The following is a 15,778-nucleotide window of genomic DNA, read 5'->3' as shown; positions in this document are numbered from 1 at the left end:
GAAACATTCCAAGGGGATGGCGGGGTGCGCCACGCTTGAACGGGTGGGAGGGCCCGCGCATGGTGGCGGGGTGACGACCATTGCTCATCCCGACTTCACGGCGGCGCGTTTCGCCAGCTTCCCGGACGCGCGCTTCACCCCGGCGCCGGCGGACGGCGTGCTGCCGGAGGGCTTCTTCACGACGACGAACCTGCCCACGTACGTGCGGGTGGACGGGCGGTGGCGGATGCCGCGCGAGCCGCGCATGGACGGCGCGCTGGTGCTGGACGCCCAGGGCGAGCTCTGGGTGCGCGAGGGCCGGCGGGTGCGCGCGGGCGAGCGCGTGGTGGTGGGCAAGGCGGAGGACGGCCGCGAAGGCGTCTACGTGAACATGGCCTACCTGCTGGAGGAGGGGGAGGGCGAGTTCAAGTTCATGACGAGCGAGGTGTCGCGCGAGAAGCCCATCGACTACGCGCACATGGCGCGGCTGCTGGTGGAGGAGCGCGAGCGGGGCGGCTATCCCATCTGGGTGACGGGGCCGGCGCTGGTGCACTCGCGGGCACGCGCGGACATGACGTGGTTCGTGGAGAACGGCTTCGTGGGGGCGCTGCTCGCGGGCAACGCGGTGGCGGTGCACGACATCGAGGCGTCCATCTACGGCACGACGCTGGGGATGAGCGGCGCGGGCGAGGCGACGTCGGGCGGGCACGGGCTGCACATGCGCGCCATCAACCGGGTGCGGCAGGCGGGCTCCATCGCGAAGGCGGTGGAGGCGGGCGTCATCACCAACGGCATCATGCACGCGTGCGTGAAGCACGGGGTGCCGTTCGTGCTGACGGGCTCCATCCGGGACGACGGGCCGTTGCCGGACGTGGTGACGGACAACCTGGCGGCGCAGGACGCGATGCGCCGGCACGCGGTGAAGGCGACGATGGCGGTGCTCGTCGCCACGGCGCTGCACGCCATCGCGACGGGCAACATGCTGCCCGCGTTCGTGACGGAGAAGGACGGCAGCTTGCGCGAGCTGCCCACCATCTGCGTGGACTCGTCCGAGTTCGTGGTGAGCAAGCTGAAGGACCGCGGCACGCACCAGGCGTTCGGCGTGGTGACGAACGCGCAGGACTTCATGCACATCCTGCGCCTGTACGTGGAGCGCGAGCTGGCGTCGCGTGGCGCGGCGCAGAAACCGGGATAAGCCACGGGGCCGGGTGGCCGACCTGGACCAACTGGTCCGACTGTCGGACCAGTTGGGCCGGCTCGCCGCCGGCAGGGCGTCCTCCTCTCAGCGCTGGGTGAGCGCGGGAGCGGTCAGGGGCTTCCAGGCCGCGCTGGACAGCCCGCCCTCGGTGCCGAAGAGGGCGGCGTCGCCCTCCGGGAGCACCGCGTAGACGCGCGGATCCGCGAGCTTCGGCAGGGCGTGCACCTCCCCGGTGCCCGCGTCGAAGTACGACGCGCCGAGCAGCGTGCCCACCACCGCGCCTCCGGGCACGAGCGCGGCGGAGACGACGGCGGGGGAGGGCAGACCGGGCGCGGTGCGCACGCGGGTCCACTTCGCGCCGTCGAAGTAGCTGAAGCCGTCCTGGCAGGTGCCCGCGACCGCGCGCCCTTGCGCGTCGGTGGACAGCGCGGTGATCCAGTTGTCCGTGAGGTCGCGGCCGTCATGGAAGCGCTGCCACTTCTCTCCGTCCCAGCGCAGCAGGCCCCGGTCCTCGCTGCCCATCCACAGGAAGCGGCCCGCGCCCTCTCCGACGGAGGGATGCTTGCTCCACTCCTTCGGCAGCGGCATCCGCTTCACCAGCGACAGGGGAGCGGTGCCCGGAGTGATCAGGGACACGCCCCGGCCATCCACCAGCGCCACGCCTCCGTCCACCTGTGACACGTTGAGGACGGACAGCTTCCCCAGGGCCACGGGGTTGCGAGCCCCATACGCCACCTGCGTCCACGCCTTGCCGTCATGGAAGCCCAGGCCATACGTGGTCGCGACGTAGAGGTTCACGCCGTCGCTGGTGATGCCCAGCACCTGGTCGCTGGGGAGCGAGGGCGCGCGGACCGTCTGCCACTTTCCGTCCTCGCGCTGGATGCAGGCGCCCCGGTCGAACGTGCCCACGACGAGCCGTCCCTGATGCCGGGCCAGCGCGGTGATGTGATTGCCGCAGAGCTGCCCGGTGGGCGTCACGCGGCTCCACCCCTTCTTCCCCTGGACGAACACGCCGGAGGTCCGCGTGCCCGCCCAACCCTCGCGCAACACCGTGGCGCCCTTGGGAACGCTCACGGCCTGGAGCGGCACGGACTCCGTCTCCCACGCGTGCACCTCACCGTGACTGCCCACGATGCGCACGCCCTGCTCCGTGACCGCGAACGACAGCGGACCGGTGGGCACGTTGCGCATGGCGGTGAGCCGGCCACTGGCGCTGATGGAGAACGCGCCCTCGGTGGTGCCCACGTCCACGCCGTCCTGCGTGTCCGAGATGAACCGCACCGGTCCCGGCAGTGACCACGCGCGCTGGGTGCCCAGCTCGAACAGGCGCCCCTCCGCCGTGCCCGCGAAGCGCGGTGAGAACGCCGTGTACGCGGGGCCCGGCGTCAGCACCGCTGCCAGGGACTCCAGCCGGCTCACGTAGTCCGGGGTGCTCGCGTCCTCGGCGGGGGGCAGCGCCTGCCAGCGCACGTCCAGCACCGGCGTCACGTGGAAGCGCGTGTCCAGCGACACCAGCCCTTCATCCGTGGCGACGAAGAGCCGGTCGCCCGTGGACTCCAGCGCGCGGCAGTAGTGGCTGGGCAGCCCGTCCTCCACCGTGAGCACGCGCACGGAGCCGCCGGCCGACGTGAACAGCTCCAGGCCGCCTTCGGTGCACGCGACGACGTGGCCGCCGAAGGGCTCCAGGTCGTGCACGGTCTCGGTGTTGGTGACGGTGGCGGCCAGGGTCAGCGCGGTGAGGGTGGAGAGCATCATGCTCCACCCCCATTGCGAACGCCGGGCCAGCCGGACCGTCTCCCCGGAGCCACACCCGTGGCCCCGGGGCCCGCGCGCCTAGAACGACTCTTCCGGCACGTCCATCAGGTCCAGGTTGCCGTGCTCCACCATGCGCGCGGCGTGCGCGATGCCGGGCAGCACCTCGTGGCAGTACCAGCGGGCGCTGGCCACCTTGCCGCCGTAGAACGCCTTGTCGCCGGGGTTGGTCTTCATCCGGTCCAGCGCCACGGCCGCGTGGCGCACCAGCAGCCAGCCGATGATGACCTCCGCCACCGCGAACAGCACGCGGTTGCCCTGGAAGCCCACGTGGTAGACGGACTCGCCCAGCTTGCCCATCAGCGTGCCGAGCAGCGTCTGCAGGTGGCCCACCGCCTCGCCCAGCGCGGCGCGCTCGATCTTCAGCTCGGCGCCGCCCTCGTCGCCGTCCGCCGTCGCGCGCACGCGCTCCAGCAGGCCCATCAGCGTCGCGCCGCCGTCGCGCGCCACCTTGCGCATCAGCAGGTCCAGCGCCTGGATGTGCGTGGTGCCCTCGTAGAGCGAGTCGATCTTCTGGTCCCGGATGTACTGCTCGACGGGGTAGTCCGTCAGGAAGCCCGAACCACCGTGCACCTGCAGCGACAGGGACAGGAGCTCATACGCCTTCTCGGAGCCGTAGCCCTTCACCAGCGGCAGCAGCATGTCGTTGAGCACGTCCGCCTCGCCCGCCGCCGTGGAGCGGTGGCCGCCCTGCAGCTCCACCTGGTCCTGCACGGACGCGGTGAACAGCGCCAGCGCGCGCAGGCCTTCCGCGTGCGCCTTCTGCGCCATCAGCATGCGGCGCACGTCCGGGTGCTGGAGGATGTTCACGCGCGGCGCGGACTTGTCGCGCGCCTTCGCCAGGTCGCTGCCCTGCACGCGGTCCTTCGCGAACGACAGCGCGCGGTAGTAGCCCGCGGACAGCGCGGCCATGGACTTGAGGCCCACCGCCATGCGCGCGTTCTCGATGATGTGGAACATCTGCCGGATGCCGTCGTGCACTTCACCCAGCAAGAGGCCGCGCGTGGGCTTGCCGTCGCCGAACGTCAGCTCGCACGTGACGGACCCCTTGAGGCCCATCTTCTTCTCCAGCTTCGTGCAAACGACGTTGTTGAACTCGCCCAGGCTGCCGTCCTCGTTCACCCAGAACTTGGGCACCACGAACAGCGACAGGCCCTTGGTCCCCGGCGCCGCACCGTCCGGCCGCGCGAGCACCATGTGGATGATGTTCTCCGCGATGTCCGACTCGCCGTTGGTGATGAAGCGCTTGACGCCTTCAATCTCCCAGACGTCGCCGTCCACGTGACGGGCCTTGGTGCGCGCGGCGCCCACGTCGCTGCCCGCGTCCGGCTCCGTCAGCACCATGGACCCGCTCCAGCGCTTGTCCAGGATGTGCGGCAGGAAGCGCTTCTTCTGCGAGTCCGTGCCCAGCCGGTCGATGACGCGCGCGAGCAGGTTGCCCAGCGTGAAGAACGCCAGTGCGGGGTTGGAGCCCAGCAGCAGCTCGAACGCGGCCCAGCCCAGCGAGGGCGGCGCGCCCAGGCCGCCCAGGTGCGTGGGCGTCTCCAGCAGGTGCATGCCCGCGTCGTAGTAGGCGCCCATCGCGGCCTTGAGGCCGGGGGGCAGCTTCACCTGGCCGTTCTCCAGCTTCGGCGGGTTGTGCTCGGACTCGTCGAAGCTCTTCGCCAGCTCCTGCGTGCACAGCTGGGCGAAGGTCTCCAGCGTCTGCCGGGCCGCCGTCTCGTCCAGGTCCCCGAAGGGGCCCTTGCCCAGCGACGTGTGGCCGATGTCCAGGAACTCGAAGAGGTTGAACTCAATATCGCGGAGGTTGGGCGTGTAGTGCAGGGACGACGACGACATCGGAAGACTCCTCGCGGCCTGGGCGAATGAAACAGCCCCGCGCCGGTGAAGGCGCGGGGCCGGAAACGGACCGCCAGGGTACCCGAGATTGATTCGCGGGTCAGTCACGCCGAGCGTGGATGACGCGCAGCGTCTCCCGGCGCTCGAAGCGGTTGCCGGCGGCGTCGCGGGCGACGAACACCAGCTCGTACGTGCCGGCCGGCGTGCCCTGGGGGATGACCAGCGCGTTGGTGAAGCGCAGGCGGTCCTGCGTGTCGAAGAGCTGCTGGTCCTCGCCGAAGAGGTCGCCGTACACGCTGACCTCCTGCGTGGCCTCCACCGCGTCCACGTCCAGCGTCAGCGTGTCACCGGGCGCCACTTCCTTCTGGGAGAGGACGACGTCGAAGTCGTTGCCCTTCGAGTCCAGGCGGTAGCGCACCTCGCTGCGCTCCACGCGGCCGTCCGCCAGCTCCGCGATGATGAACACGGTGTAGTAGCCATCCTCGATGCCCAGCGGCACGAGGAAGCGGCCGCGCCACGAACGGCTGAGGTTGTCGAACGTGAGCGGCTTCACCAGGCCGAAGGGGAAGTACGCGGTGACGCGGCGGGCGTTGCGCGGGGCACGCACGGAGATGATGGGGTCGCCGGGCGGAATCTCCTCGCGGCTGAGCGCGCCCGCCACCATGCCGTCAGGGAGCTGCACGGGGACCATCTCGCGGACCGTCTCGCCGTCGGGGTTCGTGCGCGCCACCTGCTCCACCGCGACGAAGGACGTGTAGCGGCTCATCAGGTGGTACTGGAGCGCGGTGTCGGTGATGCCCTGGATGATCTCCGGCGTTTCGCCACGGTAGCCCTCCACGGTGAGCTCCTCGATGCGCTGGCGGGCCCAGAGGCTCTTGAGCGCGTCGTGCTCCGGGGCGACTTCGGGGAAGTGCACGGGGACGTCGAAATGGCGGACCTGGCCACGCACGCGGCCGGAGATGCGGAGGAGGCCGTCACCGGTGCCGGTGAACTTGCCCACGAGGAACAGCGGCTGGCCGGCGAAGAGGTCCGGCACGGACTTCGGGTACACGTCGCTCACGGGCAGGCCTTCGGTGTCCACGACGAGCGAGGTGAGGACGGGGCCGCGCATGCGCTGCTCGAACTCGCGGGCGACGTCCTCCTCCGGGCGGTTGAGGTTGACGAGGGTGGAGGCGCCGCGGCCCAGCTCACCCATCTTGGTGATGAGGTAGCGGTTGGTGCTGGAGCCCACGCCGGCGGAGAAGATGCGCGTCTCCTCGCGCAGGTGCTCCTGGAGCGTGCCGAGCACCTGCTCGTCCGCGCCGATGAGGCCGTCCGTCATGAAGAGCACCATGCGCAGGCGGGCCGGGTCGTTCGGGGGCAGCATGGCTTCGCGGGCGGCGATGTTCACGTCGGTGCCGCCACCGCCCCAGAAGTTGGCGACGTAGGGCAGGGCGTTCTGGATGTTCTCCGGCGTGGCGGGGACGGCGGTGGGCGCGAACTTGGTCACCTGCGTGTCGAAGTTGAGGACCTGGAAGGTGTCCTCCGGCATCAGGTGGTTGAGGACTTCCTTCGTGATGGCCTTGGACTTCTCGATGGCCAGGCCGGACTGCGAGCAGGACGTGTCGAGCACCATGTAGAGCTCACGCGGGACGATCTCCTTCTCGGTGGGGGACAGCTGCGGGTTGAGCATCACCAGGAAGTAGCCGTGGTCCGCGCCGGGGTCGCGGTGCATGAGGACGGCGGGGCGGATGAGCGCGTCGGCGACGACGTACTCGAGGATGAAGTCCTTGTTGGGGATGCGGTCGTCACGGCCCAGGCTCACGGTGGCGCGGGAGGTTCCATCGCGCTTCACGTCCACGCGGTGGGTGGTGGAGCGCAGCGAGTGGACCGGGAGGCCCGCGTCCAGGCGCACGGTGAGCTGGATGTCGTGGCCGCTGCGCGTGTCGGTGATGACCGGAGGCGAGATGCGGCTCGCGTCGGGGACGGTGGTGGTGTCGGGCTCCTCGCCTTCACCCTGGCGCGTGGGCAGCGGCTGGCCGCCGATGAAGCGGGGGCCCACGACCATGGGGAAGCTGAAGCGGTAGGTGCCCGCGTCGTAGGTGAGGCGCTCCACGTAGTGGATGCGGACGCGGATGGTTTCACCGGGGAGGATGTTGGCGACGGACTGGGTGAAGATGTTGGGGCGCTCCTGGTCGAGCAGCGCGGCCGTCTTGCCCTCGGCCTTGGCGCGCTCGTAGGTGTCGCGGGCCTGCTCGCGGGTCTGGATGACGCCCTGGATGATGCGGTTGCCCAGGTGCATCTCCATGCCGTCCACGGCGGCCAGCTCCGGCAGCGGGAAGACGTAGAGCGCTTCGAGCGGCGCGGAGTAGGGGTTCTCGAACACCTGCGTCACGGTGACGGACGCGAGGAACCCGCTGACCTCCGCGTCCACCTCCGTGTGCTTGAGGCTGAAGGTGCGCGGCTCCGTGTCCGGGCACGCGGTGTCGGGCTGCGCACGGAAGCGAGCCACGAGGGTGCCCTGGGCGACGCCCGCGGTGGGCGAAGCCGCCGGAGGACAGGGTTGCTGAGCTGTGGCCGGGGCGGCCAGAAGACAGACGAAGAGCGCGGCGAGCAGGACTCGCATGGTCGGGAACCTTGGTTTCAGGGTGTGCCCGGGGACATTGCAGCCCCCGGGCCAACCCCGGTTCCCCTCTGAGAAGGCTGTGAGTGGGGGCGGCGGGAGACAGTCCAGGCGCGGGCCCGTGGCCACAGGGCCACAGGGTCAGGCGTTACCAGCCCAGGGCTTCGGGGGCGGCTTCGAACAGGCGCTTCAGCTCCGGGATGAGCAGGTGCTGCCGCTTCATCTCCCGCCAGACCGTGGCGTGTTGCCGTGTCTGGATGTCTTGCGCGAGGTGCTGGAGGTGCTCGGGAGCGTGGCCGTGGGCACGCTCTTGGACGTACCCCTTGAAGTGCGCGAAGAAGTCTCGATAGGCGTGGAAGCGTGCACGCGGGAGCGCTTCGCGGCTGTTCAGGCCGAGAGTCTCGATGGTGTACTTCGCGCGCTCGTACGCTGCGGTGCCCGGTGCCGCAGTAGCGGTGAAGAGGAACGTCTCCCGAAGCTCCAAGCTCATGAAGTCCATGGGATCCTCCACGCGAGGATCCAGCAGCACGGGCGTGCCCGGGACGGGAGGAACCACGGGTGCGTTGCGACGGCGACCCACGTCCGTATGGACGCCTGTGCCCTGGGCGAAGACCGCGAAGCGGCTGTTCTTGGGCCCGTTGCAGGGACCGCAGGCGTACAGGTAGTTCATCCAGGCGAAGGTCAGTTCCGGATACAGAGTCTTGGGCCAGATGTGCTCCACCTCATCGGCCAGCGAGTCCTCGCAGTAGGCACAGCGTTGGACCCCCACGCACATCTTCGACAGGGTCGCCTTGACGGTGTCGAAGGTCGGATGGCCCTTCTTGTTCAGGCTGCTGAAACGCTCTTTTGCGCGCTCGACGCGCGTCGCGTAATCGGGGAGTGAGTCGATTTCCTGCTGATAGCCCGTGAGCTGCGTGTTGGCGGGTTCCGGCAGCGGAAGGTTCGGGAGGTGGATCAAGGCTGCGGCACCTCCGTGTCGGACGGAAGGGCGCTGGATGCAGTGGGAAGCTGCGCGCGCAGTTGCTGCTGTTCGGCCTGCTCTTCGGAGGACAGACCCTGCGCGAGTTCCTTCTGGTTGAGGATGGCGAGCCGTTCAAGCTTCTCCAGCGCTTCAGGAGAGCGAAGGGGAACGTCGCCGAAAGCTCCGGTGCTGTATGCGTCCAGGACGTTGCCGTAGAGAAGGCGGTCCAGTGCGACTCCCATGACCATGCCCGCTTCTTCGTCACTGCCCGGCCTTGGAAGGCGGAACACGCTGCCCACGGTCGCGGCCTGGCAGATGAGCGGGCTGTGCGTCGTGACGATGAACTGGATGTTCGGGAAGTGTTCCCGGAACCAGTGGCCGACCCGGCGCTGCCACACGGGATGCAGGTGCGCGTCGATCTCATCGATCAGAACGACACCGGGGACAATGATGGTTGTTGGATCTCCGGGTGCGAAAATCTTGTCGGCGCCGTAGGCGCGTGCGAGCTGGCGGATCAGCTCGAAAGTCATGCTCAAGATGGAGCGATAGCCATCGCTCAGGTTCTCGACGAGGACTTCGCAGCCGTTGCCATCAACGAAGCGAACCCCCTTGGAAGAGATCGATTCGAGCCGAGCTTCATTGGGCAGGAAGTCGGGCTGGTTGATGAACTGCTGCAAGGACTCAAGCAGATTCCCCTCGGGATCTTTCTCCAGCTTCTTGAACTGGAGGAGCTTGAGCCACTCAAGGCTTTCAGAGAGTGCGACGGACTCACCGAAGACGGACAGGTGACGGGCCAGCTTGGGATTCGATTGGAAGAGCTTTTCCTGCTCTGTGTCGCCGCCAGTAAATCGTCGGAACGGACCGTATGAAGCGCTGAACCAGCCCGAGCCATTTTCCCAAGCAGAACTCTTTGGGTCCGGGGTAGCCGACAGGAAATGAACAGGCCGAGCCTGCTGGGGGGTGCGCAAGAATCTCAGGCTGAGGAGATACGGGTCATCAGGAGACTCAGATGTTCCAACAACGAGATCGTAGCCAGACGTTGGAGCAAGCTGGAGCCGGGTGAATCCGCTCAATTCATTCCATCGAAGCCATTCGTCCCAGTCCTGCCGGAGCGCAAGCGCCTCCCTGGGGCCAACCAGCGTCAAAGCGATCGCCCGAAGAAACGAGCTTTTGCCCGATCCGTTATCACCGATGATGACGTGCCACCCAGGGCCCGGCTGATCCGGCAACGTCCACGTCAGTTCCTGAATGGACCGGATGTTGGAGAGGTGGACCTCTTTCACGTACATGCGCCCTAGCTCGCCCGAAACGGGGGGAGGGGTCAACCCGTAGGTATATCCCTACGGGACCCTCCGAACGCACGAAGGCCCTCGGACCGTGCTTCCGGTCCGAGGGCCTCGATTCTCACAGAAACCTCAGCCGCCCTTGAGCTGCAGCGTGGGCACCGCGCCCTCTCCGAGCACGAGGTGCACCTGACCCACCTTCGCGGCCAGGTCCTTGTACGCCTCCAGCTCCTTGAGCCGCACGAGCAGCGGGTTCTCCGCCAGCACCTTCGCCGTCTGCGCCATGGAGCGCGTCGCCGCCGTCTCCTCGCGCCGCAGGATGACGTTGGCCTCCGCCTCCTTCTGCGCCTGGATGACCCGGTTGAGCAGGTCCTTCATCTCCTTCGGCAGCACCACGTCCTTGATGCCGAAGCGCAGCAGCTCCAGGCCCACGCCCTCCGCCCCCGACTTCACCTGCGCGTACAGCTCCTGCGACACCCCCTCGCGCGCGGCGAGCAGTTCATCCAGCGTGCGCGTGGACACGGCCTCGCGCGCCGCCAGCTGCATGGCCAGGTAGAGGATCTCATCCGGCGCCCGCGCCACCACCGCCAGCCGGCGCGCGTCCACCACACGGTAGGCCGCGGACAGGTTGAGCCGCAGCGTCACGCGGTCCTTCGTCATCACCTCCTGGCCGGTGACGTGGAGCAGCCGCTCGCGCAGGTCGATGACCGCGAACTGCACCTTGTGCGCGACCGTCCACGCCGCGTGACGGCCCGGCGGCAGCACCGCGTCCAGCACGCCGTCCACGTAGCGCAGCGCCACCGTGCCCTCCGTCGCCGTGGCCTCCACGTAGTCGCTGGCCGGAATCAGCGCGCGCACCTCGTCGCTCGGAGGCGCCGTCGCCACGCCGGACACGTCCACGCGCTCCACCCGCACGGTGGGCGACTCGGGCCGACCGGTACGACCGGGCAGCCGCTGCGCCGTCCACACCTGGTGCTGTCCCCGTCCCAGCCACCGCACCGGCTGGCCGTGATGGAAGACCACCGCGCGCTCGTCCGCGCCCAGCTCCAGCACCTGGAGGTCCTTCTCCGGCACCAACGCGAGCTTCGCCTCGTCCAGCCGGGTGACGGGTGGCTCCAGCGGCACGCGCTCGAAGCGGACGTGCTGGAAGGGACGCACCACCCAGTGCCGGCCCGGCCCCAGGTACTGCTCCGCCCGCCCGTTCACCACGACGAACAGCCGCTCGTTCTGCGCCACTTCCACCCGACCGATGCCCATGACACGTCACCTCGACGACAAGAAAAGAGTGCGGCTCCGCTGCTGGAGAAAAGGACCCCGCCGCCCCACGGGCGCTTCCCGCGAACAGGCCGTCCAGGGCCGCGTTCAGCCTCCCGAGCGACCGCACCGGATGCCGGTCACGGACGGCGACCGGAGCTTCCGCGAACGGCACGGACGTCTTCGGAAGCCCTGGCGACCGGCCAGTGTGCGGCGTGGGGAGGAGGACGCGGTGGACTCGCGTTGGCACCAGCGAAAAACGACGGGGTCCAGGCGAACGAAGGATTCGAACCTTCGACACCGAGATCTGGAGTCTCGTGCTCTACCGTTGAGCTAGTTCGTGTTGTGCCCAGCAAAGGGCCGCGATGCGCGCCTCACGGTGGCGCGCGACCGGTACGGCCTTCGATAGCGGCGGGAACACCCGGGAGTGATGGCCGTGAGGAACGTCCGAATTCCATGCCCCGGCGCAAAGCGCCCCCGCATGCAATCGAACGCCTCGGGACAACCCCGTGCGCCCCCTGAAGTTCGCCGACGGGGCCAGCAGACGCGAGCGTGCGAAAATCCTGACGGAGCGCTTCAGCCCTTCGTCACGTACCACCAGCCGAACCACATGGTGCGCTCCTCCGCGAGCAGCTCCCAGCCGGGCGCGTGCAGGTAGAAGTCCGTGCGCAGCCCGGCGATGTCCAGCGCTCTCGCCGTCTCCACCGCGCTCCACAGGTGCAGCGTCACGTCCGTGTCCGCGGTGCGCACCCGGCGCGTGGCTTCTTCGTGCGCCTCCAGGCCCTGACGGCGCTCCAGCACCGTGAAGAGCAGCCGCGCGCCCGGCTTCAGCGCGCGGCCCAGGTGGCCCAGCACGCGCGGCAGGTCGTCACAGAAGTCCAGGCAGCCAATGGCCAGCGCCACGTCGAAGAGGCCCAGCTCCGCGGGCACGGGGTCCAGGTAGCTGTGCACGCGCCACGTGCCGGACGGCCGCGCACGCTTCGCCAGCTCCAGCATCTCCGGCGCCACGTCCAGGCCCACCACGTCCACGGACGCGTCCAGCCCGCGCGTGTGCAGCGCCGGGCCGCAGCCCACGTCCAGCACGCGCATCCCCGGCTTCACCACGCCCGCGAGGAAGCGCTCCACGCGGTCCCCGTAGCGATGCAGGGACGGGTAGAGCACCTCGTAGGCGGAGGCGATCTCCCCGTACACCTTCGCGACGGCGGCCTCTTCACTCCGGCCGCCGTCTCCCTCTGCCTCCATACCGTGCGCTCCTGATCAAAAGCGCGGGCACGTTATCACGGCGTGTTGTTGCTCCCCGGCTTGCGGAACACCGCCAGCGAGCGCCCGGCCATCTGGAACTTCCCGGGCTTCATCTCCTCGTCGCCGCGCTTGTCGTCCGCCGTGTACAGCTCCAGCCGCCACGCGCCACCCTCGCCCGGCGGCGGCACCGTGAACTCCACCATGTCGTGGTGCGCGTTGAGCAGCACCAGCAGCGAGTCGCCGTTGACGCGCTGGCCGCGCTCGTCCGGCGTGGGGATGGCGTCGCCGCCCAGGAGGAACGCCAGCGAGCGCACGAAGGGCTTCTGCCAGTCCTCCGGCCCCATCTCCGAGCCGTCGGGCCGGTACCACGCCAGGTCCTTGTGCTCGGACTCCCACAGGTGCTCGCCCTGGAAGAAGCGGCGGCGCTGGAGCACCGGCTGCCCGTGGCGGAACTGGATGAGCTTGCGCGTGAACTCCAGGAGGTCCAGGCGCGTCTTGTCCAGGTTCCAGTCCACCCACGACAGCTCGTTGTCCTGGCAGTAGGCGTTGTTGTTGCCCTTCTGCGTGCGGCCCATCTCGTCGCCCGCGACAATCATCGGGACGCCGGTGGACAGGAACAGCGACGCCAGGAGGTTGCGCTTCTGGCGCTCGCGCAGGGAGATGATGTTCGTGTCGTCCGTCTCTCCCTCCACGCCGCAGTTCCACGCCTGGTTGTCATCCGCGCCGTCGCGGTTGTGCTCGCCGTTGGCCTCGTTGTGCTTGCTGCTGTACGTGACCAGGTCGTGCAGCGTGAAGCCGTCGTGCGCGGTGACGAAGTTGATGGACGCCTGCGGCCTGCGGCGCGCCGCCGCGAACAGGTCCGCGCTGCCGGTGAGCCGGTAGCCCACCTCCGCGGCCTGGTTCTCGTCGCCCTTCCAGTACTTGCGCAGCGCGTCCCGGTACTTGCCGTTCCACTCGTGCCACGGCGACGGGAAGCCGCCCACCTGATAGCCGCCGAGCCCCACGTCCCACGGCTCCGCGATGAGCTTCACGCGGGAGAGCACCGGGTCCTGGTTGATGATCTGGAAGATGGGCGCGTTCGGGTCGTAGCCGCCCTTGCCGCCGCGGCCCAGCACCGTGGCCAGGTCGAAGCGGAAGCCGTCCACGTGCATCTCCTCCACCCAGTAGCGCAAGGAGTCCACGATGAAGCGCGCCGTCTGCGGGTTGGAGGCGTTGAGGCTGTTGCCGCACCCGGTGAAGTCCAGGTAGTGGCGCGCCTCCGGCATGGTCCAGTAGTACGACGCGTTGTCGATGCCCTTGAACGACAGCGTGGGCCCCAGGTGGTTGCCCTCGCACGTGTGGTTGTACACGACGTCGAGGATGACCTCGATGCCCGCCGCGTGCAGCGACTTCACCATCGACTTGAACTCGGCCACCGCGCCGCCCGGCGTCTTGCGGCTGGCGTAGCGCTGCTCCGGGGAGAAGTAGTTCAGCGTGCTGTAGCCCCAGAAGTTCGACAGGCCCTTGTCGTTGAGGAACGAGTCGTCCGCGAACTCGTGCACCGGGAGCAGCTCCACCGCGGTGACGCCCAGCTTCTGCAGGTGCTCGATGATGGCCGGCGAGCCCAGGCCCGCGTAGGTGCCGCGCTGGTGCTCCGGCACGCCCGGGTGCTGCATGGTGAGGCCGCGCACGTGGGCCTCGTAGATGACCGTCTTGCGCCACGGGATGTCCAGGCGCCGGTCATTGCCCCAGTCGAAGAAGTCGCTCACCACCACGCCCTTGGGCATGCCGGCCGCGCTGTCGCGCTCGTCGCGCATCAGGTCCTTCTTCGGATGCTCCAGGGGGTAGCCGAACACCGGCTGCTTCCAGTCCACCTCGCCGTACAGCGCCTTGGCGTAGGGGTCGACCAGCAGCTTGTGCGGGTTGCAGCGGTGCCCCTTCTCCGGCTCGTAGGGGCCGTGCACGCGCAGGCCGTACAGCGTCCCGGGCTCCAGGTCCGGCACGTAGCCGTGCCAGACGAACTCGGTGCTCATCGGCAGGTCGAAGCGCTCAATCTCCCGCGTCGGGTCCGCCCGGTCGAAGAGACACACCTCCACGCGCGTGGCGACCTGTGAATAGACCGCGAAGTTGGTGCCCGACCCGTCGAAGGTCGCGCCGCGCGGCCAGGGCTTGCCCGGCCAGATCTCCCGCTTGCTGCTCATCGTCTCACTCGATTCCGTGGGGAAGTGCCCGCGGAAGGTGGGTGCGACTGCGCTGTGCGGCAAGACGTCCGGGTGCGCTGACTGTCCACCGGGCAGCGATTTGACAAGTGGTAGGTGCTGAAACGACCTGCCCCGCGTCAGGCGGCGACGGCGTGGTCCAGCGAGCGCCAGGTGCCCAGGGCCCAGTCCTGCTCGTCCGGATCATCGAAGCTGACGACGCAGAGGGCGCGGCGGTTGCCGGAGCGGCACAGGGCCGTCAGCCGGCACTCGCCGGGGCCCACGTGCAGGGACGCGCGGCCGCTGACGCGGGCGCCGTGGTGCTCCAGCTCCAGGGCCTTGCGCTCCGGGCTGGTGGGCGCCAGTTGCTCCTCCGCGGAGTCCTCCAGCGGCACCACGCGCACGGTGCGGCGATGGTCGCGCGCCACCCAGCTTCCGTCCTGCAGGCGCGTCTCCGCCAGGGAGCCGGGGATGCGGATCTCCCAGCCCTCGGGGAGCGCCACCTGCACGGAGCCCCGCCGGTAGCCAATCGGAGGCCCGACGCCGGGCGACTCCAGGGCCCGGCGGTGCACCTCCTCCGCGACCGTCCCGCCCATGCCCAGATAGCCGAGCACCTCCTGCCACTCGCGCCACGGGTAGGGGAGCGTGGGGTCCGCGCGCCACGCCTGCTCCAGCAGCCGGGCCACGTCGCGCAGGCGCTGGCGCTCCTCCTCCAGCAGCGGCGGGCGCCACACGACGTCCGTCCACAGACGGCACAGGGCGCGGTTGAAGCGCTCGAGTGCGTCCACGCCGGGGTTCCACCAGGGGAACACGTCCGTGCCCTGGCGCGGCTCCTCGTGCACGGTGCGCAGCCAGCGCTCGTCACGAGGGCCCAGCGGCGTGAGCAGCGCGCCGGGGTGCTGGAAGGTGTGGCCGAAGCGCATGGACAGCGCGAAGCCGGAGTTGCCCAGGCTGCGCATGCGCAGCACCTGGCCCACGGAGTGCTGGAGCCACCCCAGGAAGTGCTCCTCGATGGGGCCCGCGTCGCCGGTGTGGAAGTAGCCCGTGGCGTCGCCCACGCCCGCGTCCTCATCCGGCGGTGCCCAGGAGATGCTGTGCAGTTCGCCCAGGTTCTTGAGCAGGTCCACCAGGTAGCGGTGGTAGCCGGGGCCCACGGCGTTGGTCTCCGCGGACACGACGATGCGCTCCTGGGTCGCCGCGAGCAGCGACACCTCCGGCGCGGCCGGGTGCAGGCGCAGGCGCAGCACGGGCGCGCCCTGGGGGCCGTCCTCGATGCGGCTGCCCTCCAGCACGCCCTCGGCCACCTGCTGGACCCACGTCTCCACGCGCCGCAGCCAGAGCAGGGGCGCCTCCGGGGGGGCGAACAGCGGGTCGCTTGCTCCTCGTCGGCCTGCCAGCAACAGCTTCATGGGGTGGATGCTCTCGGGTTGG

The 15,778-nt window shown here is 69.3% G+C and carries 10 protein-coding genes and 1 tRNA gene; 1 reads left to right on the top strand and 10 read right to left on the bottom strand.

Going from position 1 to position 15,778, the window contains the following annotated elements; all coding sequences use genetic code 11:
* Positions 1 to 70: 70 nt before the first annotated feature.
* Positions 71 to 1,174, top strand: coding sequence for a hypothetical protein (locus JYK02_RS19885; RefSeq protein WP_207053167.1), 1,104 nt, complete (start codon positions 71 to 73; stop codon positions 1,172 to 1,174).
* A gap of 87 nt (positions 1,175 to 1,261) precedes the next feature.
* On the opposite strand, the gene JYK02_RS19880 is transcribed toward JYK02_RS19885, so the two are convergent.
* The 10 genes from JYK02_RS19880 to JYK02_RS19835 all read right to left on the bottom strand — a co-directional run bounded on the left by JYK02_RS19880 (position 1,262) and on the right by JYK02_RS19835 (position 15,756).
* Positions 1,262 to 2,932, bottom strand: coding sequence for a hypothetical protein (locus JYK02_RS19880; protein ID WP_207053166.1), 1,671 nt, complete (start codon positions 2,930 to 2,932; stop codon positions 1,262 to 1,264).
* Positions 2,933 to 3,010: 78 nt separating this feature from the next.
* Entirely contained in the window at positions 3,011 to 4,828 is a 1,818-nt protein-coding gene (locus tag JYK02_RS19875) for an acyl-CoA dehydrogenase (protein ID WP_207053165.1), read from the bottom strand.
* A 100-nt stretch (positions 4,829 to 4,928) separates the two neighbouring features.
* Positions 4,929 to 7,433: a VIT domain-containing protein gene (locus tag JYK02_RS19870; protein ID WP_207053164.1), complete on the bottom strand. Its 2,505-nt coding sequence runs from the start codon at positions 7,431 to 7,433 to the stop codon at positions 4,929 to 4,931.
* Between the two features lie 145 nt (positions 7,434 to 7,578).
* Positions 7,579 to 8,388, bottom strand: coding sequence for a hypothetical protein (locus JYK02_RS19865; protein WP_207053163.1), 810 nt, complete (start codon positions 8,386 to 8,388; stop codon positions 7,579 to 7,581).
* The gene (locus tag JYK02_RS19860; protein ID WP_207053162.1) at positions 8,385 to 9,680 is read right to left on the bottom strand and encodes an AAA family ATPase; all 1,296 of its coding nucleotides are present in this window, start codon (positions 9,678 to 9,680) and stop codon (positions 8,385 to 8,387) included. Before JYK02_RS19860 ends, JYK02_RS19865 begins: the two co-directional genes overlap by 4 nt.
* A gap of 126 nt (positions 9,681 to 9,806) precedes the next feature.
* A complete protein-coding gene (locus JYK02_RS19855) occupies positions 9,807 to 10,931 on the bottom strand; it encodes a slipin family protein (protein ID WP_207053160.1) in 1,125 nt (374 codons plus the stop codon).
* 268 nt (positions 10,932 to 11,199) lie between these two features.
* Positions 11,200 to 11,269 (bottom strand) — tRNA-Trp (locus tag JYK02_RS19850).
* A gap of 235 nt (positions 11,270 to 11,504) precedes the next feature.
* Positions 11,505 to 12,170 (bottom strand): class I SAM-dependent methyltransferase, encoded by a 666-nt coding sequence (locus tag JYK02_RS19845; RefSeq protein WP_207053158.1) that lies wholly within the window; start codon positions 12,168 to 12,170, stop codon positions 11,505 to 11,507.
* A gap of 35 nt (positions 12,171 to 12,205) precedes the next feature.
* Complete coding sequence (glgX, locus tag JYK02_RS19840) at positions 12,206 to 14,350, bottom strand: glycogen debranching protein GlgX (RefSeq protein WP_207053156.1); 2,145 nt, start codon at positions 14,348 to 14,350, stop codon at positions 12,206 to 12,208.
* Between the two features lie 137 nt (positions 14,351 to 14,487).
* Positions 14,488 to 15,756, bottom strand: coding sequence for a hypothetical protein (locus JYK02_RS19835; protein ID WP_207053154.1), 1,269 nt, complete (start codon positions 15,754 to 15,756; stop codon positions 14,488 to 14,490).
* Positions 15,757 to 15,778 lie beyond the last annotated feature (22 nt).

Origin of the sequence: Corallococcus macrosporus, assembly GCF_017302985.1 — a bacterium.
GTDB classification, from domain to species: domain Bacteria; phylum Myxococcota; class Myxococcia; order Myxococcales; family Myxococcaceae; genus Corallococcus; species Corallococcus macrosporus_A.
This window is presented reverse-complemented; position numbering and strand designations above follow the sequence as displayed.

Coding starts and splice junctions, on each gene's coding strand:
- JYK02_RS19860 (WP_207053162.1), bottom strand. CDS start 9,680: ATGTACGTGAAAGAGGTCCACCTCTCCAACATCCGGTCCATTCAGGAA.
- JYK02_RS19870 (WP_207053164.1), bottom strand. CDS start 7,433: ATGCGAGTCCTGCTCGCCGCGCTCTTCGTCTGTCTTCTGGCCGCCCCG.
- JYK02_RS19855 (WP_207053160.1), bottom strand. CDS start 10,931: ATGGGCATCGGTCGGGTGGAAGTGGCGCAGAACGAGCGGCTGTTCGTC.
- JYK02_RS19835 (WP_207053154.1), bottom strand. CDS start 15,756: ATGAAGCTGTTGCTGGCAGGCCGACGAGGAGCAAGCGACCCGCTGTTC.
- JYK02_RS19880 (WP_207053166.1), bottom strand. CDS start 2,932: ATGATGCTCTCCACCCTCACCGCGCTGACCCTGGCCGCCACCGTCACC.
- glgX (WP_207053156.1), bottom strand. CDS start 14,350: ATGAGCAGCAAGCGGGAGATCTGGCCGGGCAAGCCCTGGCCGCGCGGC.
- JYK02_RS19875 (WP_207053165.1), bottom strand. CDS start 4,828: ATGTCGTCGTCGTCCCTGCACTACACGCCCAACCTCCGCGATATTGAG.
- JYK02_RS19845 (WP_207053158.1), bottom strand. CDS start 12,170: ATGGAGGCAGAGGGAGACGGCGGCCGGAGTGAAGAGGCCGCCGTCGCG.